This window comes from Vibrio sp. STUT-A11 (genome assembly GCF_026000435.1).
Lineage (GTDB): Bacteria > Pseudomonadota > Gammaproteobacteria > Enterobacterales > Vibrionaceae > Vibrio.
On the sequence record NZ_AP026763.1, the window covers coordinates 2664101 to 2684783 of the forward strand.

General features: G+C 44.8%; 16 protein-coding genes. 12 read left to right on the plus strand and 4 right to left on the minus strand.

Features of this window, described 5'->3' with window-relative positions; all coding sequences use genetic code 11:
* The 3 genes from agaR to OO774_RS12550 form a co-directional block, all read right to left on the minus strand.
* On the minus strand, positions 1-768 hold the full coding sequence (agaR, locus tag OO774_RS12540; protein ID WP_264902985.1) for a transcriptional repressor AgaR: 768 nt from the start codon (positions 766-768) through the stop codon (positions 1-3).
* Positions 769-873: 105 nt separating this feature from the next.
* Positions 874-1527 carry a response regulator transcription factor gene (locus tag OO774_RS12545; RefSeq protein ID WP_264902986.1) on the minus strand — a complete coding sequence of 218 codons (654 nt, stop codon included), beginning with the start codon at positions 1525-1527 and terminating at the stop codon, positions 874-876.
* The gene (locus OO774_RS12550; protein ID WP_264902987.1) at positions 1517-2197 is read right to left on the minus strand and encodes a sensor histidine kinase; all 681 of its coding nucleotides are present in this window, start codon (positions 2195-2197) and stop codon (positions 1517-1519) included. Before OO774_RS12550 ends, OO774_RS12545 begins: the two co-directional genes overlap by 11 nt.
* Before the next feature lie 664 nt (positions 2198-2861).
* On the opposite strand from OO774_RS12550, the gene OO774_RS12555 reads away from it, so the two are divergent.
* The 3 genes from OO774_RS12555 (at position 2862) to OO774_RS12565 (ending at position 7893) form a co-directional block, all read left to right on the plus strand.
* Complete coding sequence (locus OO774_RS12555; protein WP_264902988.1) at positions 2862-3482, plus strand: hypothetical protein; 621 nt, start codon at positions 2862-2864, stop codon at positions 3480-3482.
* The gene (locus tag OO774_RS12560) at positions 3482-5944 is read left to right on the plus strand and encodes a hypothetical protein (RefSeq protein WP_264902989.1); all 2463 of its coding nucleotides are present in this window, start codon (positions 3482-3484) and stop codon (positions 5942-5944) included. Before OO774_RS12555 ends, OO774_RS12560 begins: the two co-directional genes overlap by 1 nt.
* A gap of 122 nt (positions 5945-6066) precedes the next feature.
* Positions 6067-7893, plus strand: coding sequence for a S8 family serine peptidase (locus tag OO774_RS12565; RefSeq protein ID WP_264902990.1), 1827 nt, complete (start codon positions 6067-6069; stop codon positions 7891-7893).
* A 186-nt stretch (positions 7894-8079) separates the two neighbouring features.
* Here OO774_RS12565 and OO774_RS12570 read toward each other — a convergent pair whose 3' ends face one another.
* Positions 8080-8874, minus strand: a complete 795-nt coding sequence (locus OO774_RS12570; protein ID WP_264902991.1) for a helix-turn-helix domain-containing protein — start codon at positions 8872-8874, stop codon at positions 8080-8082.
* 355 nt (positions 8875-9229) lie between these two features.
* On the opposite strand from OO774_RS12570, the gene OO774_RS12575 reads away from it, so the two are divergent.
* The 9 genes from OO774_RS12575 (at position 9230) to OO774_RS12615 (ending at position 20450) form a co-directional block, all read left to right on the plus strand.
* Positions 9230-10951: a nucleoside transporter gene (locus OO774_RS12575; RefSeq protein WP_264902992.1), complete on the plus strand. Its 1722-nt coding sequence runs from the start codon at positions 9230-9232 to the stop codon at positions 10949-10951.
* Positions 10952-10963: 12 nt separating this feature from the next.
* The gene (rhaM, locus tag OO774_RS12580; RefSeq protein ID WP_264902993.1) at positions 10964-11287 is read left to right on the plus strand and encodes an L-rhamnose mutarotase; all 324 of its coding nucleotides are present in this window, start codon (positions 10964-10966) and stop codon (positions 11285-11287) included.
* 494 nt (positions 11288-11781) lie between these two features.
* The gene (rhaB, locus tag OO774_RS12585) at positions 11782-13227 is read left to right on the plus strand and encodes a rhamnulokinase (protein ID WP_264902994.1); all 1446 of its coding nucleotides are present in this window, start codon (positions 11782-11784) and stop codon (positions 13225-13227) included.
* An 11-nt stretch (positions 13228-13238) separates the two neighbouring features.
* On the plus strand, positions 13239-14498 hold the full coding sequence (locus OO774_RS12590) for an L-rhamnose isomerase (RefSeq protein WP_264902995.1): 1260 nt from the start codon (positions 13239-13241) through the stop codon (positions 14496-14498).
* 77 nt (positions 14499-14575) lie between these two features.
* The gene (rhaD, locus tag OO774_RS12595) at positions 14576-15376 is read left to right on the plus strand and encodes a rhamnulose-1-phosphate aldolase (RefSeq protein ID WP_264902996.1); all 801 of its coding nucleotides are present in this window, start codon (positions 14576-14578) and stop codon (positions 15374-15376) included.
* 232 nt (positions 15377-15608) lie between these two features.
* Entirely contained in the window at positions 15609-16499 is an 891-nt protein-coding gene (locus OO774_RS12600) for a LysR family transcriptional regulator (protein ID WP_264902997.1), read from the plus strand.
* A 108-nt stretch (positions 16500-16607) separates the two neighbouring features.
* Positions 16608-18146 (plus strand): bifunctional GNAT family N-acetyltransferase/carbon-nitrogen hydrolase family protein, encoded by a 1539-nt coding sequence (locus OO774_RS12605; RefSeq protein ID WP_264902998.1) that lies wholly within the window; start codon positions 16608-16610, stop codon positions 18144-18146.
* 181 nt (positions 18147-18327) lie between these two features.
* Positions 18328-18915 carry a DedA family protein gene (locus OO774_RS12610; RefSeq protein ID WP_264906110.1) on the plus strand — a complete coding sequence of 196 codons (588 nt, stop codon included), beginning with the start codon at positions 18328-18330 and terminating at the stop codon, positions 18913-18915.
* A 167-nt stretch (positions 18916-19082) separates the two neighbouring features.
* Positions 19083-20450, plus strand: a complete 1368-nt coding sequence (locus OO774_RS12615; protein ID WP_264902999.1) for a Na+/H+ antiporter NhaC family protein — start codon at positions 19083-19085, stop codon at positions 20448-20450.
* Positions 20451-20683 lie beyond the last annotated feature (233 nt).

Sequence of the window (20683 nt, forward strand, 5' to 3'; positions counted from 1 at the left end):
CTATTCAACAATATGTACTTCTACCCCGAGAGAAGCGAGTTCTTCGACATAATCTTGGGGAATTCCGCTATCGGTAATCAGTATTTTGAGTTGCTCCGGACGAGCGATTAAGCAAAAACTTTGTCGGTCAAACTTGGATGAATCGGTAATCGCAATGATATTTTGTGCGGCTTCAATCATTTGGCGGTTAATATCCGCTTCACCTTGGTGCGGCGTGGTTACGCCTGCGAGTTTATCGAAGCCATCCACGCCTAAAAACAGTTTGTTGAAACGAAAACCAGAGAGGAACGTTTCGCCGCCAGCACCATACAACGAATAAGAGTTTTTTCTCATTACACCACCCGTAACCATCACCTCAACATTGGCTTGATTAGCAAGGTGATAAGCGATGTTGATTCCGTTGGTCATCACGGTAATGTTGCTCTTACCTTTCAGGTGGTAGGCAATTTGCTCAGTGGTTGAGCCAGAATCAAGGATGATCTTATCGCCATTCTGGATCAAAGAGGCGGCGTATTGACCCAATCTGGCTTTGATGTCGCTGTTGAGTTGTTTCTTATCGTTAAGCGGCTTTTCGAAAGCAAACTGAGCGTTTAGAAGCGCGCCACCATAGCAACGCGTAACGCACCCTTGTCGCTCTAATTGGTTAAGATCACTGCGGATGGTCACTTCTGATACGCCATATTGCTCAGCAAAATAGCACACCTCACCTTTTTGGTGGGTTTGGATGTATTGCAAAATTTCGTTTCTGCGTTGAGCGGTCGAGAGCATAGCGCTAAATGTTCAAAGGTTTGTAATGGCGACTTTAACCAAACACGATTCGAAGTCGAATCTTTTTGTCTGAAATTTAGGGGGAATTATCAAAACGAAATAATCTCAGCTCGTTGTAACCAACAGCTTGTTCTCGATAGCAAACCGAACAAGATTGGGTATATCTTTAATATTCAACTTCTTCATGATGTTTGATCGATGAGTTTCAACGGTTTTGATACTAATACATGTATCGTCAGCTATTTTGTTTGTGGAATACCCTTCAACGATTAGCTGAAGAATTTGCCGCTGTCTGCTTGTCAGTAAATCCAAAGGCACGGCATCTTGTGTTTTACCTAACAAATCTTTAAGCATAGGTTTATCAATTTTCTGGCTAATATAACTACCACCACTCATCACGGAAGCGACCGCTAATTCCAGCTCTTCTACGGCAGAGTCTTTGAGTAGATACCCTTGCGCCCCATTTTTTAAGCACCTTGCGATATACTCTACATTTTTATGCATCGATAGCATCAAAATATTAATGGCAATCTTATGCTTTCGCATCATGCTTATCAGCTCAATTCCATTGATGCCTTTGATTGAAACATCCAGTATAAGTAAATCTGCTTTAGATTTTTTCAAATTAGGGATCAAGTTGATTCCATTTTCACTTTCACCAACCACTTCAACATTTGGTAATGTGTTTAAAATACTGCATATACCCGCTCTGACGATATCATGGTCATCAACAATAAATACTCTACTCTTATAGATCATATTTAAATTCCGCCAATATTCTTGTGCCAGTATTTATCTCTGATTGGATATGGATTTTTCCTTTATGACGCGCAACCCTCTCTTCCATACCTAACATTCCAAGATGTAGATGAGTATTCACTTTGCGTTTTATTTTTTTTATTTCAAAACCAATACCATTATCAGAAATAGAAACGATTATTTTTTCAGCATTAAAGTCTAGATTAACGAAGATAGCACTCGCATTAGCATGGCGAATGGCATTATTTACGGATTCTTGAATTATTCTGAATAAGTCTATTTTTAATTGTTGACTGACATCCGGAAAGTTTGGCTTAGATGTAAAGTCTATTTTATTTGATTGTGAAGCAGACATTTTCTCAAGAAGTCGTTTTACTGAAGCAATAAAACATAGTTCACTAATAATACCTGGCCGAAGCTCGGCAGACTTATGGCGAACTTTTTCTATCAGGTCTTCAATTAGCTCTATTGAGTCATCTACTCGGTCGCGACTATGACAACACTCTTTTCTGTGTAATTGTAAGTTGATTTGGATGGCAGTTAATATCTGTCCAAGATCATCATGTAGCTCCCTTGATATGCTTGCTCTTTCTTCCTCCTTAATGTTTTGTAATTTTTGATTAAGAAAACGTATCCATCTATCTGGATCTTCAAAGTTTACACAATCCATGTGGCTCTTACCTCGATCTATAGAACCATTCAACTAGCAAAAAACTCAACACTCTATTAAACTAGTTAGCTAGTACACTTATAAACTATACGTGCCTAAAGAGTGATGCATTAATCCTTTAATGCATTGATTAACATTTGAATAACACCATTATTTTTTTGCATCAACTTAAATAAATAAATGACCAACCATCATCCTCACAGCGATATATATTGATATGCGAACACTTAATAAATTAATATTTACAAAAACATAAAATAGATAGAGAAAGAATCTGATTTAAAAGAATAAATTAGACATTTGTAAGGCTGAGGCATTAAAGGATAGACGCAATTTTATGGAAGCAAGGTCAACCCTTGCGCAAAGGAAAGTTGAGTAAGAGAACTACCATTAAAAAATCAAACAAAAAATGGAAAACAAATAACCTTAAAGGCTACCTCTATCAAAAACAAGAATATATCGAGCAATGATACACTTGTAGCCCGTAATACTCCCAATCAACTCCCCTTATCTGCTCGAATTAAATAAACCCTGCCGAGACGATATATTTACCAAAAATCAGGGAATCCCTGATATCGAAATTATTTCTCATTAGTTATTTTTATTCGATGGTAGAGGATCTACCTGAATAAATTGCTAAAAAATATATAGTCAAGGATAACTAATGAAAATCAGGTCAAAAATGGCTGTGCTGCTGTCAGCATTTATGCTGCTTGCGCCCATCGCACAAGCAGCGCAACTCAAATCGCAAAACCTCAAACAACTCATTGCTGATTCTGAAAGCATTATCTCAGGTCAGGTTCAAAGCGTGACTGACGGCATTTCTGAACAAGGCTTTCCTTACACAGAAGTCACTATCAAAGTTGGTGAATCTGCATTAGGTAATCACGCAGAAGGTTCTGAATACACATTTCGTCAGTTTGGGTTACTAAAGCCCCGCACTCTGCCTAATGGCAACAAAATGATCGCAATCACTCCGGAAGGTTTCCCGCGCTGGAATCAAGACGAAGTCGTTGTTGTATTCATGCATAAAGCGGCGTCACTGACTGGACTACGTTCAACAGCGGGTCTGGCAAACGGCAAGTTCATACTCCAGGGTGGCAAAGTGGTGAATGAGTTTAATAACCAGGGCATTTTCGACAACCTGGAATTTGCTGAAGGTACGCTTACCCAGTCAGAACAAACAATGGTAGACACCCAAGGTGCTTACAGCGCACCGGCTTTTATGAGTCTGTTAGGTAAAGCAGTGTCTGAGCAGTGGATCAGCAACGGGAAGATGAAATAATGAAACGTAATACATTAACAATTGCGATTGCTGCTCTACTCTCCGCAAGTGCAGCACAAGCGGGTGGTCCCCTTTTTACTACTGACGATGGCAACCCGACTCCATATGTATGGGACACCTCTAATGGCTCTATTCCGGTCTATGTTGATGGCGGCGAAGCATTTACCTATGACTATGATGGCACCACACCGTTTTTGACGATTGACCGGGCGAAACAAATCACTCAATTTGCTTTCGCGCAGTGGAATAATGTTGAAACCTCAACCTTTAGCGCTGATATCGAAAACTTAATCGCAATTGAATCGAAAACCGGCATTGCTGACGTCGATGGCTCTAACGCCCTACAATTCTATACCCAGCAGAATGGCTACGGTTTTTGGGTCCTTTACGATACTGATGGCAGCATCTTAGAAAATTTATTCGGTGTATCGAAGGAATCGGTATTAGGTATATCCTTCCCTGAGATTGTCGACGGTAATAACAAGATTATCGAAGCAACGACGGTCATCAACGGTTGGAACGTATGGGATACGGACAATGCAGGCCTTAAAATTGCGGGGGTGTTTACCCACGAAATAGGCCACGCGCTAAACCTTTCTCACTCACAAACCAATGGTCATATGGGGTACAGCAGTAATCCATCGACACCGTATTTTCCTGGTGTAGCCGGGTGTGATGTAGAAGCGGTTCATGCTCATGACACCGGTAACTGGTATTTAGGCGAGGTTAACCGTGCCGATCCTGAGATCATTGAAACCATGTACCCTTTCATCGGTCACCATGGCGCAGGTGCAGTGGCACAAAGTACGGTCAATGTAACGGATGACCGCACGGCGATTTCGAACCTTTATCCAACCGAGACTTACCTGAATCAATTTGGTTCGATTGAAGGAACGCTACGCTTGAAAGATGGCTCAACGGAATACAGCGGCGTTAACATCATTGCGAGAAATATCGATGACCCCCTATTCGATGCGGTATCTGCACAGTCCGGTAACTTAACCCAGGGTAAAGTTGGTCCTGATGGCTACTTTAAACTTAATGGCCTGACTCCGGGTGCCAGTTACGTACTCTACACAGAAGCGATCACCAGTGGTTCTTACCCAACGGATATCACGGAGATCGTTTCCGTCGCCGAATACTGGAATGACAATGAAGGTAACAACCCAGTCTCCGATGATCCATGTGACGTTACAGCCATCGTTGCTGAAGCGGGCCAGACCAAACAAGCGGATTTGGTGTTCAACGGCTACCGAGATGGTGTTGATTTCAAACCTATCGTTTATGCACATCTGACTGATTTAGCAAAAGATGGTAAATCCGCAATCGGCATGCTAGGCAGCACACCATTCGTTTGGGATGAAAAAAGTGGGATCAATACGCTTCCTGATTACCTCACCACTGGCTCTGCAAGCATGAGCGCAAACGGTAAAAAGCTTCTGCTCAATTCTGATCACGACAGAAACGGTGTGACCGCTCCGGCAATTTGGACAGACAACAAAGGTGTCCTGCCACTTGGCGATCTCACCGGTAACGTTTGTGGCGGCAGCAGTGAACAAGGCAAATCCGCGGCGGTAGGTTGGGATATTGACGCAAAAGGCACAACCGCAGTTGGCACCGCATACAAAGACGTCGATGGTAATGGTAGCTGTACCACTTACTTTGCTGGTGAAATCGTTCCGTTCATCTGGACAGAGAAAGAAGGTATGCGCGAGCTAGATACCAGCAATGTAGATTGGTCCGCAACACCTTGGACTCGTGCCCATGCGATCTCGGGCAACGGCGAAGTGGTAATGGGGTCACTTGGCGGCAACAAAGGTGTGGCTTGGGTCAATGAAGGCGAAATGATCAATCTTTACGAAGCTGCTGGCGCACTTGGTGCGTATGCATCTTCTCATGACGGTAAGCAAGTCGCGCTGCAAACCAACAAAGGTAACGTTCTGATTTGGGATCACAGCAAAGAAGGCGATGCAGCCTTTACCGATATTGGCAGCCTAGAGTGGTGTAACGATGTACCACTGGTCATGCTAGGCAGTAACTTCTGTGAAAGCAGAGGTATTGACTGGGTTCACGCTGCGGTGGGTAAGTACGTTAGCTTAATGCCCGCAGATATGAGCGAGAACGGTGACGTAATCATTGGCCGCGCGGGTGACGTTCGCACTGGATACGTAGGTGCCATCTACATCAAAGGCTTAGGTTGGATGAAATTAGATGATTTCTTCGAAAAGCAAGGAGTATTAGAAGCACAAAATACTTACATGGATAACCCAACATCTCTAGATAGCGATGGCTCACGAATGGCTGGCGGTGTAACAGGTTACTCGGTTTCTTTCCTTATCGACATGGCGGATGTGTACGTTTGTGACAACGGTGCGTCGGTTAAAACGAGCTTCCCTAACGGATTAATTAAGAAAGTGAAATCTGGCGCTGAATTTGGTCGCTGTGAACACCTGACGGATTAATTGTTACTGAAGCGAGCAGGTGGATAATGAAATGCTAGCCACCTTTCTCAAAAGATACTCACCAAACCACTTTTATTGAATATCCAGCGGATTACTGGACGTTACTCTCTTTAGGGATGATTATGAAAATATTGAATAAATCGCTGATTGCGATGGGCATTTGCTTATCATTTAGCGCACATGCCGCAGATGACCGTTACATCATTCAGGTAGACAGCGCAAAAAAAGGCGTGGTGAAGAGCCTGGCCAAAAAACTCGGAGCCGAAATCAATGTTGAAGGTGAGGAGTTTTTCGCTGCTACTTTCACCGGTCAGGACTTAGAGTCAGTTAAAGGACTTCTCAACAACCCACACATCCAACTGATCGAAGCAGATGCCAAGCGTAAGCTGCTCAGCTACAGCGATGACATCGGTGACGCACGTGAAACTCAGTTAACACCATATGCGGTATACCAATCTCAAGCTGATCAACTCACTCTGCAACCAAATGACTTCATTAAGGTCTGTGTTATCGACTCGGGCTTAGACCGTACGAATAATGACTTTGATTGGACAAATATTACTGGCGATAACGACTCTGGCACAGGTAACTGGGACGAAAACGGCGGTCCACACGGCACGCACGTAGCGGGTACTATAGGTGCGGCAGACAACGGTTTTGGTATTATCGGTATGGCACCAGGCGTACCAATGCATATCGTTAAAGTATTTAACGCCGATGGTTGGGGGTACTCTTCAGACCTGGCTTACGCAGCAGAGGAATGTGCGGATGCTGGCGCTAACATCATCAACATGAGCTTAGGTGGTGGTGCTCCTACCACTGCTGAAGAGAGCGCATTTAAAGCCTTCACCAACAACGGCGGTTTAGTTCTTGCCGCAGCGGGTAACGATGGTAATGATGTGCTTTCTTACCCGGCTGGCTACCAATCGGTAATGATGGTTGGTGCAAACGATGCTAATGATCAAATTGCGGCGTTCTCTCAGTTCCCGGAATGTAGCATCGTGTATAGCGGTAAAAAAGGTAAGAACAATCAAGAGATCATCGACTCAACCTGTGTTGAAGTGACGGCTGGCGGCGTAAATACGTTATCCACTTACCCTGCAGATATGGCATCAACCTCTGTTGTAACGGTCGGTGAGCAAATTATCGCGTCATCAGCCATGACCTATTCAAGCCAAGGCTATGTATCCGGTGACATTCACTATATGGGGCTCGGTGATGCAGTAGACACACAAGCCAACGGAAAAATCTGTGTGATTGACCGTGGTGAAATATCCTTTGATGAGAAAGTGCTCAATTGTGAAAACTCTGGAGGCCTAGGAGCCGTCATTGTAAATAACGTTGAAGGGATGCTGAATGGTACTTTAGGTGAAACCACTACGTCATCCATTCCTGCAATTGGCACCGCATTAAGTGACCGTGAAAGGATCCATTCTGCCACCAACGTGACAATAGATGTTGATTCTTCTGATTACGGCTTGATGAGCGGAACGTCAATGGCGACACCTGGCGTAGCGGGTATGGCTGCGCTGCTTTGGTCAAACCACCAAACTTGTAACGGTAGTCAAATCCGTGATGCATTAAAGCAAACAGCGTTTGATGCAGGTGCATCTGGTCACGATAACTACTTTGGCTACGGCATCGTTAAAGTTGCAAATGCGCATGAGTACTTACTCGCAAATGGTTGTGATGAACAAGCAGCGGCATACATTGAACTTTCTACATCAGTATCCAATGGCAAAAAAGGTTACAGCGTTGATTTGGAATGGGTAAACGCTAGCACGCGTAAAGTGGAGGTTTACCGAAACGGAACGGTTATTTCTACGACCAACAATGACGGTGCATACTCTGACACGCTAGCAAGTGATGCCTACGGTATGTACACCTACAAAGTATGTGACCAATCAAGCGGCAACTGCTCAAATATTTCAAGTGTCTCATTTAATTAAAAAATATCTGAGCGTCAGTCAAAGTCGCTCACTTCTATTTTCATACGATAGCTACTCCGCTATTACAATCTGCTCCAATTATTAAGCCCACACAAACTAAAGACCACCCTAGGGTGGTCTTTTTATTCACTGAAGTGTTTTTAAAAATGGTATGTGTTTTAGCTATAAAGCACAAAGGGGAAAACGCTAATTACCGGAATGTCTCATTCGCGCTTCTCTCGGTGTCTGGTTAAAGACTTGCTTAAATTTAGTCGAGAAGTAATTACTGTCCTGATAACCAACCCCAAAAGCAATATCAGTAATAGATTGATCAGTATAAAGAATATCTGAGAAGGCTTTACTGGTACGCGTATAATGTAAGTACTGATTAAAGTTCATTCCTGTCAGCTTTTTAATGCTGTTGGTTAACTGACGTGATGAAAGCTTCACAGTATCGGCCACTTCTTCTATTTCGTTTACTCCGGCGTAATTCTGTTGAATATGAGACAAGGCATAAATCACTCTATCATTGTTATTTAACAGATCGATATCTGTTATTTTTCCTCGCCAAAGCTCAACAATAATCTGCTGGAAAATGAACTGAGCAATCATTCTCGATTCTTCACTATCGATATGAGACTCAATATGCAAACGATCTATTAACTGACTCACTTGTTGTGCCGTTTTTTGATTAATAAACCAACCCGTTTCTTTATCTGATTCACTGGGCATAAATCGCTTAAGATCCGAGCAAGCTTGAAGTTTATCCTTTTCAAACAGGACATTACTTAAATAAAGATCATCGACTGAATCAAATAAGTGGCGGTCTTCTTTTTTAACAAAGCAGACGTAATTTTTGCTCAAGTTCATAGGCACATCATTCATAACATGTGTGCCACAACCTTCTGAAACAATTATGATTTCTTCAAATGAGTGTGCATGCTCAGGATAAGGATCCTGAGGAGCTCTAAGCTCGGTAGTGACCGGACTATTTGAGTTCATAAAGAACTCTCTCGATTTAAGATAGATCATTTTACACCTCTTTATTCCACGGGCTAAATGTAGAGGCTTAGCTATCTATTTTCCTAGTCGAGTATCTCACTTTTCACCACTCTTTTATTGATATTTTCAAAAGTGTGAAGGCAAAGTTGCTCACCTTAAAAAACTCACCAAAATACCCACTTAGTTATGTTAATTCTCCAAGGTTAAAATTTGCCAGGTTTGTAAGCTGACCTTAATCCTTCTGATGACAAACATTACGAACGTCAGCAGTTCAGGGGAAACGTAAAATAAAAAGTTTAAACGATAAATATAAAGACATAAGAAACAAAAGCTTACGAATAGCAAGGAGACAATCATGTCTGAAACTATTACCTCTACACAAACACAAGAAACAGAAGCTGCTCTCAATGAATATGAACAAGAGCGAGTGCCCAAACATAAACTGCTTGGTTGGCGGCACTTTCTTGGCTCTTATTCCGGCGAACACGTAGCGGGTACCGAATTTGTTATCGGTGCCGCTTTTGTCGCATGGGGAGCAAGTACCTTTGATATCCTGATGGGCCTGCTGGTTGGTAACCTAATGGCAGTACTGACCTGGGCATTAATCACCGCGCCTATTGCAACCCAATCTCGATTAACAGTTTACGAATATCTGCGCAGAGTCGCTGGCCCTGGTTTTAACAAAGTTTACAACGTAGTTAACGCCGTATTGTTCTGCGCATTGGGCGGAGCGATGATTACCGTGTCAGCCTCTGCAGTACGTATTTTATTTGATATTCCGGCACAAACTCACTGGTATCCAAACAGTGCTGCGTTTATTGCAGTCGCACTAGCCGTAGGCGCTATCGTGGTTGCCATTGCGGTATTGGGCTTTCAAAAATGTGCTCAGTTCGCCACCGTCTGCTCACCTTGGTTACTGATTATTTTCATAACTGGAGGCATGGTAGCCCTTCCTGCACTGAGCAACGTTGGTAACGGTGAAACCTTTACTGGATTTGGCCAGTTCCTATCTCTGGCGGATCAATACATCTGGACAGGACAAACTCCTGATGGTTCACCATCAATGACGTTCTGGCAAATCGCCGCTTTCGCTTGGGTATGTAACCTGGCAATGCACGGCTCTTTGGGCGACATGGCGCTCCTACGTTTCGCGAAGAGTGCAAAATACGGTTACTTCTCGGCCTTTGGTATGTTCTTCGGTCACTACATTGCGTGGATCTGTGCTGGTGTTATGGGTGCTGGCGCAATGTTACTGATGCAAACCGGTATGGCTAACCTAGACGCTGGCGGTATCGCTTACGCAGTGCTTGGCTCGACAGGTATTGTTGCTGTTATTATCGCAGGTTGGACAACCTCAAACCCAACGATCTATCGTGCAGGTTTGGCGATCCAAAGTATCTTCCCGAATAAATCACGTGCATACATCACGACTATCGTTGGTGTGGTTACTGCGGTTATTGCTTGTTTCCCATTCGTATTTACTCGCTTACTAGATTTTGTTGGCTACATGGGGCTGCTACTTGCTCCGGTTGGTGCGATCATCGTTTCGGAGCATTGGGTATTTAAGAAAATTGGTCTGACACCACTCTGGTCTAAGTACCAAGGTAACGACCTAAACAAAGCCGCTCTTATCACTTGGGCAATTGGCGTCGTCTTCGCCGTGACTTGTGAACAGTTAGGCTTCTTGCACCTGTTCTTCCTATTCGTCCCAACTTACCTGCTATCTATGGCGATCTACATCATGCTAGCAAAATCAATGGGCGCAGGCGATGACTACACTCAGCAGGAAGCGGAATACCAAGAAGAACTAAAACAGCGTGAAACGTACCATGCGGAGCTAGCGAAACGCGAAGAAGCACAGCAAACAGAAGCGAAACCAGCCAGTATGCTGGAGAAGGTATCTGGCGCAGTGGCTCTGGCTTCCTTGGCGGCCATCGTGATTTCTGCGCTGAACGTGTGGGGAGCTGGCGCTGACTATCAAGTCGCCTTCGAATCCTTTAAATCTTTCGCGATTTATCCGACCATTATTTACTTTATTACGGCAACCACTTGGATCACGCTACGTGATAAAGCATAGGAGACTTAACTCGTGGATAATCTGATTCGAAAAGCCTTTATCATGCAGTTAAATCAAGGCTGTAAGGCAGAATACAAAAAGAGGCATGACGAGATCTGGCCTGACTTGGTGGACGTATTAAAAAGTCACGGTGGCCACAATTATTCCATCTTTCTCCATGAAGATACCAACCAACTGTTTGGCTATGTTGAAATCGAGAACGAGGAACGCTGGCAGCAAGTTGCCGAAACGGAAGCTTGTCAGAAATGGTGGTCCTTTATGCAGGACATTATGGCGACAAACTCCGATAACTCTCCTCAATCGATAGAGTTAGAATCCGTGTTTTATCTGGCTTAAGGTTAAAAAGTATATCTAAGCCCCGCACTTCGCGGGGCTTAGTTTTTTAGTCTTATCCCCCCGACTCTCTACGATTCCTGTTCAACAGCAAAACCCATCAAATAAAACCAACCTAAGTAAGAAAGTGGTCATACTTAATGATAGAGAACCAGAAAACAGGCATCGAACACAAACACGCATTAACCCATCCATGGGGCTTCGATTTGCCATCCATGGCAAACAGAGTTTGTTTATCGAACCCTGTTCCCTGACCAGTTAATTTTCCGGACTCCTATAAGAGACAAAACCGCTCTAAAACAAGGTGTACTCCACACCGATTACCCCCGATTTATCTAGCCTCAACGCACTAAGGTCGAACCCAGTTATAAAAAGTTTGAATTACCGCAAGAGCTTCTTGAGAAAAACGCAGCAAATACGTTTTTGCAGGGGGATTTTTGAAGTTATTCAAGCAAAAAAAGCGGTGTAATACCTCTAAAGAACAAGAGGTGTTAATCATGATGAAGGCTGTGATTGCAATAGACCTTGGGGCGTCAAGTGGACGTGTCATGGTCGGTTATCTGAACAACGGAAAAATCGCTCTCGAAGAGTTTCACCGTTTTCAAAACCAGCAAGTGATGCATGGTAATGAGTCGTGCTGGGATCTCTACTCAATCTTGGAAGAGATTAAAGTAGGCATCAATAAAGTACTCGCGACTGGTGTAGAGATTACTTCTCTGGGTATTGATACCTGGGGCGTCGACTTTGTTTTGCTGGACAAGTTTGGCCGCCATCTAGGCGAGTTCGTCAGCTACCGTGACGCGCGAACTGAAGGCACGTTGAATAAGCTACTTGAAGACAGTCAACTTACCCGCGCGCAAGTCTATCAACAAACCGGTATTCAGTTTTTGCCGTTTAATACACTTTATCAGTTAAAAGCGATTACTGATCAAAAACCAGAGTGGTTCTCAGATATCGATACGCTGTTATTTATTCCTGATTACCTGAACTACAAGCTCAGTGGCGTTAAACATTGTGAGTACACCAATGCGTCCACCAGCCAATTGCTTGAGTGTAAAGACAAGACCTGGAACAAAGCGTTACTTAACGCTTGCGGTGCCAAAATGGACTGGTTCCTGCCACCTAAAATGCCTAACCGCATTATCGGCCAATACCATGTGGGCGATGTACAAATTCCGGTCTGCTCTGTGGCAAGTCATGATACGGCCTCCGCGGTAGCAGCGACGCCAATCGCACATGACACAATGGCTTACCTGAGCTCAGGCACATGGTCATTAGTAGGTATTGAAAGCTTCGAACCGTACACGGGTGAGCTTGCTTACCAATACAATCTGACCAATGAAGGTGGTGTCGATGGCCGTTACCGTGTACTGAAAAACATCATGGGTTTATGGCTGATTCAGCGCATCAAAGCAGAAAACCCATCACTGACTTTCCCTGATATCGCCAGTCTTGCACGCCAAGCTGAGCCGTTTAAGTACATCGTGAACCCAAATGACAACGATTTCTTAAACCCGGCTTCCATGACACAAGCGATTAAAAACTGGTTCAAGAAACGTGACCTTGAAGCGCCAGAAACTCTGTCCGAAGTCATTCGTTGTATCTACGACAGCTTAGTTTTGGCGTACGACAGGGTACTGACTGAGCTATCAGAAGTCACCGGCAAACCCATCACTGAATTGCGTATCGTCGGTGGTGGCACACAAGACCAGTTCCTTAACCAACTTTGCGCGGATGTCTGTCAAATCAAGGTTTCGACCGAACCGACAGAAGCCTCCGCACTGGGCAACGTGATTAACCAATTTATCGCGTCCAACATTATTACCTCGCTGGAAGAAGGCCGCCAAATTATCGATGCCTCTTCTGATGTGAAAAACTTTACTGCAAACAATATTGAGGGATTGGAACAAATAAAATCCCAATTCCAACAAATCACTAAATAAGGTACCTGATCATGAGCAAAGAGCAGATCATTTCAGCTTACGAGCAAGCAAAAGCGGTTTTCGAAAAGTACGGTGTGGATACAGACAAAGCACTAGAACTACTGAACCAAACGCCAATCTCTATGCACTGCTGGCAAGGCGACGATGTACGTGGTTTTGAATCTCCAGATACGGCATTAAGTGGCGGTATCCAAGCGACGGGTAACTACCCTGGCGCAGCAAAAACACCAGCGCAACTACGAGCAGATATGGAAAAAGCCTTCTCACTAATTCCAGGCAAAAAACGGGTCAACCTGCACGCTATCTACATCGATGCCGATGAATACGTAGAACGTGATCAAATCAAACCAGAACACTTTGCACGTTGGGTCGAGTGGGCAAAAGAGAAAGATCTGGGCCTGGACTTTAACCCGACTCTGTTCTCTCACCCGAAAGCAGATGACGGCCTGACACTGTCTCACCCAGATGAAGCGATTCGTCAGTTCTGGATCGACCACGTAAAAGCAAGCCGTAAGATTTCTGAATACTTCGGTCGTGAGCTTGGTTCTGCATCGTTCATGAACATCTGGATTCCTGATGGCATGAAAGATCAACCAGTTGACCGCCTGTCTCCACGTGCTCGTCTGCAAGACTCTCTGGATAAAGCACTGGCTGAGAAAATCGACACGGCATTCCATAAAGATGCAGTAGAAAGCAAGCTGTTCGGCATAGGCGCAGAAGCGTATACGGTTGGCAGCAACGAGTTCTACTTAGCTTATGCGGCAACTCGCGGTACGGCACTGTGTCTGGATGCAGGCCACTTCCACCCAACTGAAGTCATCAGTGACAAAATCAGCGCATGTTCACTGTACGTAAACGACCTACAACTGCACGTTACGCGTCCAGTTCGCTGGGACTCAGACCACGTGGTTTCTTTCGACGACGAAACTCAGGCAATCATGCGTGAAATCGTACGTAACAAACTGCTTGACCGCGTCGCTATCGGTCTGGATTTCTTTGATGCATCAATCAACCGCGTCGCTGCTTGGGTTATCGGTACCCGCAACGCACAAAAAGCATTGCTAAAAGCCCTGCTAGAACCCGTAGCGCAACTAAAAGCGGCAGAAGAGTCATTCGACTACACCACTCGTTTGGGTCTAATCGAAGAAACACACTCTCTACCATGGGCAGCAGTATGGAACTACCACTGTCTGCAAAACGAAGTCCCTGTTGGCTTTGATTGGATCAACGACGTGAAAGACCACGAAGCAACCATTCTGGAAACACGTTAATTCAAATCGCTCAACAACAAACAAGTCAGATTCACTATCTGGCTTGTTTGGTTAACTAAATATAAAAGGCTAATACCATGATTCAATTAAACGATGCAGTAATGCGCGAAATCGAGAAAGTCAGCGAAGTTTCTCAATACCTATGGCAACGTGAATGGGCTGAGCGTAATGGCGGTAATATTTCTGTTGATGTGACCGACCTATTCGATGAAGCTCCACAAGTCGACGTGCAAGAAAAAGCACTACCACTGCAACTACCAATAGAAAGTGCGAACCGCATTTACTACGTAAAAGGTACGGGGCAACGAATCCGTGAACTGCGTGACCCTGACTACGCGGGCTGTGTACTTGCAATCAACGCTGCAGCCAACGGCTACCAAATTCTTTGGGGTGGTAAAGCGAGTGAGGATTTCGCCCCTACTTCTGAGTTCATCAGCCACATCAAAATATTGGTCGATAAAATCAAAGCAGGCTCTGACCACAGATCAGTGGTTCACACTCACCCACTAGAGCTGATCGCTTTATCTCATCACCCAGATATCTCTAAGAGCAGCGAACTGTTCACGCATACCTGTTGGAAAATGCTGCCAGAAGTACGCGCATTTGTCCCACGTGGTATCGGTATGATCCCATACTGCCTGCCTTCTTCAGAAGAGATGGCTGATGGCACGACAGCGGCGCTGCAAGAGCATGATGTCGCTATCTGGGAAAAACACGGTGCAACCGCTTCTGGTGCAGATGTACTACAAGCATTTGATTACATTGATGTAGCAAACAAAGGTGCCAAACTATACCTGATGTGTACCTCAGCGGGTTATGAGCCAGAAGGTGTCACTAAAGAAAACATGGAAATCCTGAAGCAAGAATTCAACCTATAGGGTGTGAAAGGTTCGCTCTTGGTGATGTAAGGGGCACAGAGAGTAAACCATCAACATCCGTTGAAGCGTAGGGGGCAAGGTCTGGTATCAAACCAGACCTTTGCTTTTTCAGCACAACGATATCTCTCCCCCTCATTAGCGAACCTGCTTTGCAAATGTCGGTTTCATTCACTTTGCTTCAACAAACAAATCTTCTACTCTGAAACAATCACCATTCAATGGAACAGAATGAATGTTAAAAGGCAGTGAGTACCCTTCCATCCGTGCATTAAGAGCTTTTGTCGCCGTCGCTAACCACCTGAGCTTTTCCAAAGCCGCAGATGAACTGTGTTTGACACAAGGTGCGGTAAGCAAACAGATCGCCTCTCTAGAACAACTGGTGGGTTTAGCATTAATTAAGCGTGGCCTTCATGGCGTAGAGCTGACTGCGGAGGGAAAACGCTATCTGCCACAAGTGACCGAGGCGCTGGAACTCATCCAACATGCCACAGCCAGCCTTATTCAGTTCAACACCGAGCAAGAGCTACTGATCGTCAATGTCACACCTTCGTTCGCCAGTTTGTGGTTAGTACCTAATATTGATGACTTCCACCAGCAGTACCCGAATATAAGAGTCAAAATCCGCACCGGAGATGGTGCAATCAAAAACATCAATGGTGACAGCGACATCAACGTGAGGTGTCTGCCACTATCCACACACTACGAATATAGCCATTTACTGTGTGAAGAAACCTTACTGCTGGTTGGCAGTACCAATATCCCACCATTGCAAAACCAACAAGCGGTGAGTGATTATCCGTTTATCCCCCAAACCACTCGCCCTCAGCTCTGGGAACAGTTCAAGATTGAACACGCACTAGAAAACCTGATCACCTATCATTCGGTCGGATTTGAGCATTTCTACTTAGCTTGTGAAGCGGTAAGAATGGAAAAAGGTCTGGCACTGTTGCCTGATTTTATGGCGCAATTTTCTATTCAGCGCGGCGACATTCAGCATATAAAGAACATGACCCTGCAAAGTGGATACGGCTATTATGTGGTTATTCCTAACTATCGCTTAAATAGCAAAAAAGTATCGCTGTTTTACGATTGGCTAAAGAGTAAATTGACGCACAGCACGTAACAAGGAAGGCTCTGATTACATAACCTTAACCCTAGTCGGGTGTATGTATGGTTAAAAATGTGGCATCCTCATCCATACTGTTTGAAAAGGATAAATGGATAGTAGTATATGGACAGCAACACGCCGAAACTCTCTTTACGTACTATAGAGCCTACGGACTACCCAGAGCTCGCGGAATTGATGGACCTGGTATTTCCGGATGTTGGAGGCTCCTGGCCGCGCCTGACCATCATGGATCTTATTCATCAGTTCCCTGACGGGCAAATTTGTATTGAAGATAACGGTAAGATTGTCGGTGCTGCGCTGACTATGAAAGTCGATTACAATCGAATCTCACTCCCTCACCTTTATAGTGACATCATCACTGAAAACAACGTCATTCAAAACAAAGTCACTGGCGATGCCATGTACGGGCTTGATGTGTTTGTCCATCCAGATTATCGCGGATTGCGCTTAGGACGTCGTCTGTATGATGCGCGTAAAGAGCTGTGTCGCAGTAAAAACTTTAAAGCGATATTAGCCGGTGGTCGTATTCCTAATTACCATAAATACGCGGATGAATTAAGCGTTGCCGAGTACATCGATAAAGTTAAGCGACGTGAACTTCACGATCCGATTCTGTCATTCCAACTGGCTAACGATTTTGATGTAAAGCGTATTATGCGCGGTTATCTGCCGGAGGACGATGCGTCCATGGGCTACGCGACACTACTTGAATGGGACAATTTTTTCTACGAAGAGGATATTCAGTCTGTCCACGATGTCGAAAAAACGCTGATTCGTATTGGTGTTGTGCAATGGCAAATGCGCGCAATGAACGATTTGGAAGATTTGCTGGACCAAGCGGAATTCTTCATCTCTTCTTTGGCTAATTACAAAGCTGACTTTGCGCTGTTCCCAGAGTTCTTTAACGCTCCGCTGATGGGCCTGCAAAAAGATCAAAATTCAGTGGAAGCCATCCGCTTCCTCGCCAGCTTCAGTGAAGAAATTAAAAATCGCTTCTCCCAAATGGCGGTGACCTACAACATCAACATTATTGCGGGAAGCATGCCGGTGATCGAAGAGGACGGTAAACTCTACAATGTTTCCTACTTGCTTCAACGTGACGGTGAGATAAATGCACAATATAAAATTCATATCACACCGCATGAGCAAAAAGACTGGGTGATTGACGGCGGTGACAGCGTTCAGGTGTTTGAAACAGATGCAGGTAAAGTTGGTATTCTCATTTGCTACGACAGTGAATTCCCGGAGCTGGGTCGAATGCTGGCCGAACAAGGCGCTCAAATCGTGTTCGTACCGTTCTGGACCGACACCAAAAACGGCTATCAGCGAGTACGAATTTGCTCCCAGTCTCGCGCGATCGAAAACGAGTGTTATGTCGCGATTGGCGGCAGCGTGGGTAACCTGCCACGCGTTGACAACGTGGATATTCAATACGCCCAGTCAGCGGTATTTTCACCTTCTGACATTTACTTCCCGCACGATGCAACCTTGACAGAAGCAAGCGCAAATACCGAAATGATCATTTTCGCGGACGTAGACTTAACCAAACTAAAACAGCTCAATACGGAAGGTTCCGTGACCAACTTGCGTCACCGTCGTCTCGACCTGTATGGTGGTTTTACCCAGGCGAAAGATCAATAACAAACTTACGCCAGCTTCTTTTATTTAAAGCGGCTGGCAGATATTCTCTGCAAACTTTATCGGCCTGTCTTCGAGACGCGATGCCAACACACTATGACAACCAGACGCTAAGGCTTCGCGGCCTTTGTCTTTATTCCGGGAAAGTACGGGAAAGCTTGTGGAACAGATTAACGAACTCCTCATCTCCATGAAGCCTCTGCTTGAGCAGTATGGTTACTTAGCGCTTTTTGTCAGCATTTTCCTCGAAGGCATTGGTATTCCTATGCCCGGCCAATCGCTCATGGTCGCGGCTTCCATTCTTTCTTCCGAACAAGTTATGAACCTCACTTTAGTGATGGCGGTATCCTGGCTGAGCTGCTTTTTCGGTAATACCTGTGGTTACTTAATTGGCTACTACTTTGAAGGCTGGTTAGATAAAAAAGGTTATATCTCCGGCCCTAAAATGGCCAAGCTGCAAATGACCATTCAAAAATACGGCCCGGCTTGCCTGGTCGTCAGCCGTTTTATTGAGGGAATGAAACAGTTTATGCCGTTAGCTTGTGGAATTGCCAAAATGCCGCGAAAAGAATTCCTGCTAGGTAATGCACTCGCGGCAACGATCTGGGTGGCGGTGTTCAGCTTACTGGCTCACTTTGCCTTCGAGAACATAAGCTCATTGAGTCATTTGTATACTCAATACAAGTACTTTGTCTGGGTTATAACCGCCGCCTTATTTGTCTGGATGGTTGTTTGGATTATCAAGCGAAAAAAATCCAAAGCTGCCGAATAAATAGGTTTAAAGTTAAAATTAATACTATCAATGAGATAAAGCCAAAATTACCATTTTGACTTTCTTACCGCACATAATTACCCAGCCATTTAGACGTCTAGACGTTGACTTCTTTTGGCTGTGAGATTAGTCTTCACGCCTTTATCGTTTTAAGATTTGTCGTTTACATGTCCGGTTCTCAGCACACTACTAAAGCAGTTGCACCTTCTGCGGTCGCACTCATTCCACTTATTGTCTTTCTTGCTCTATTTATTGGTGTAGGTACTTACCTATCGCTACAAGACGTAGAATTTGCGTTCTACCAGCTACCAGCGCCAATCGCGGTGTTGCCAGCGATCATCATTGCCTTTTTGCTGAGTAAAGATAAGCTCAATCGCTCTATCGAACACTTTATGCGAGGCGTAGGTCACCAAGACATCATCGCTATGTGCATGATCTACCTGCTTGCAGGCGCATTCGCAGCGGTAGCTAAAGCCTCTGGTGGTGTTGATGCGACGGTGAATCTGGGTTTGTCAGCGATTCCAACCAGCATGATTTTACCGGGTCTGTTCTTAATCTCGGCATTTATTGCAACGTCAATGGGTACTTCAATGGGTACAATTGCGGCCGTGGCTCCGGTAGCATTAGGTATCGCTGAATCAGCGGGAATGAGCTTACCTCTGACAGCTGGTGTTGTGCTCAGTGGCGCGATGTTTGGTGACAACTTGTCGATCATCTCTGATACCACCATTGCCGCAACGCGATCTCAAGGTTGTGAAATGAAAGACAAGTTCAGAGAAAACATCCGTATTGCTCTGCCTGCGGCACTGATTGCGATTGCGATTTTTGCTTACAACAGCACAGCAACACAAGTACCAGAAGCGGGACCAATTGAGTGGCTGAAAGTACTGCCATACGTCACTATCTTAGTGTTAGCGGTATCTGGCCTGAATGTATTTGTGGTTCTGACTATCGGTATTTTACTGGCCGGTGGCGTTGGTCTTGCCTCTATCGATGGTTATGGCCTGACAAATATGGCGCAAGATGTTTACACTGGCTTCGGTAATATGCAGGAGATCTTCCTGTTGTCGATGCTTATTGGTGGCCTGAGTGAACTGATGCGTCGTCAAGGCGGTCTTGCATTCTTAACTAACTTGGTAAGCCGCATGATTAAGACATTCGGTTCAAACCACTCTAAGCATGCCAACAGCCGTGCAAGTGAACTGGGTATCGCCGGGCTGGTTTCTCTGGTCAACGGTTGTACGGCAAACAACACGGTCGCGATAATTGTATCAGGCAGCGTTGCACGTCAATTAGCCGAAGAGAACAATGTCTCTCCTCGCCGCTCAGCAAGCTTACTGGATATTTTCTCGTGTGTTGTGCAAGGTGTCTTACCTTACGGTGCGCAGGTGCTGTTACTCGGCTCAGTATTTAATTTGTCACCGCTGGAAGTGGTAGCGAATTCTTACTACTGTTTTGCACTAGCCATCGCCGCTATTGCTGCGGTATTTGTTAAGCACAAAGCACGACAGCCACAAGCGCAAACCGAACAATAACGACAAATTCAGAAGAGGCTCCAACTGGATAATGCCAGTCAGTTAGCAGCAAGCAGAATACTCCAGTCAACCGTCATCCTGAACTGCGACGAAGGAGCGTGATTCAGGATCTACTATCCGAGCACCTTGCTATCAAAGGTATTTCTCTCTATTCTCAGTGCGCTGGTACTAGATTCCTAGTCTCGCTAAGGCTCGCTGGAATGACCTTATAGGAATATTTAAGTGACAGACAT

Excerpts from the sequence above, each read along its gene's own strand:
- OO774_RS12550 (WP_264902987.1), bottom strand. The coding sequence starts at position 2,197 with ATGGATTGTGTAAACTTTGAAGATCCAGATAGATGGATACGTTTTCTT.
- rhaD (WP_264902996.1), top strand. The coding sequence starts at position 14,576 with ATGATTCAATTAAACGATGCAGTAATGCGCGAAATCGAGAAAGTCAGC.
- agaR (WP_264902985.1), bottom strand. The coding sequence starts at position 768 with ATGCTCTCGACCGCTCAACGCAGAAACGAAATTTTGCAATACATCCAA.
- OO774_RS12555 (WP_264902988.1), top strand. The coding sequence starts at position 2,862 with ATGAAAATCAGGTCAAAAATGGCTGTGCTGCTGTCAGCATTTATGCTG.
- OO774_RS12575 (WP_264902992.1), top strand. The coding sequence starts at position 9,230 with ATGTCTGAAACTATTACCTCTACACAAACACAAGAAACAGAAGCTGCT.
- OO774_RS12570 (WP_264902991.1), bottom strand. The coding sequence starts at position 8,874 with ATGAACTCAAATAGTCCGGTCACTACCGAGCTTAGAGCTCCTCAGGAT.
- OO774_RS12600 (WP_264902997.1), top strand. The coding sequence starts at position 15,609 with ATGTTAAAAGGCAGTGAGTACCCTTCCATCCGTGCATTAAGAGCTTTT.
- rhaB (WP_264902994.1), top strand. The coding sequence starts at position 11,782 with ATGATGAAGGCTGTGATTGCAATAGACCTTGGGGCGTCAAGTGGACGT.
- OO774_RS12560 (WP_264902989.1), top strand. The coding sequence starts at position 3,482 with ATGAAACGTAATACATTAACAATTGCGATTGCTGCTCTACTCTCCGCA.
- OO774_RS12590 (WP_264902995.1), top strand. The coding sequence starts at position 13,239 with ATGAGCAAAGAGCAGATCATTTCAGCTTACGAGCAAGCAAAAGCGGTT.
- OO774_RS12565 (WP_264902990.1), top strand. The coding sequence starts at position 6,067 with ATGAAAATATTGAATAAATCGCTGATTGCGATGGGCATTTGCTTATCA.
- OO774_RS12615 (WP_264902999.1), top strand. The coding sequence starts at position 19,083 with ATGTCCGGTTCTCAGCACACTACTAAAGCAGTTGCACCTTCTGCGGTC.
- OO774_RS12605 (WP_264902998.1), top strand. The coding sequence starts at position 16,608 with ATGGACAGCAACACGCCGAAACTCTCTTTACGTACTATAGAGCCTACG.
- OO774_RS12545 (WP_264902986.1), bottom strand. The coding sequence starts at position 1,527 with ATGATCTATAAGAGTAGAGTATTTATTGTTGATGACCATGATATCGTC.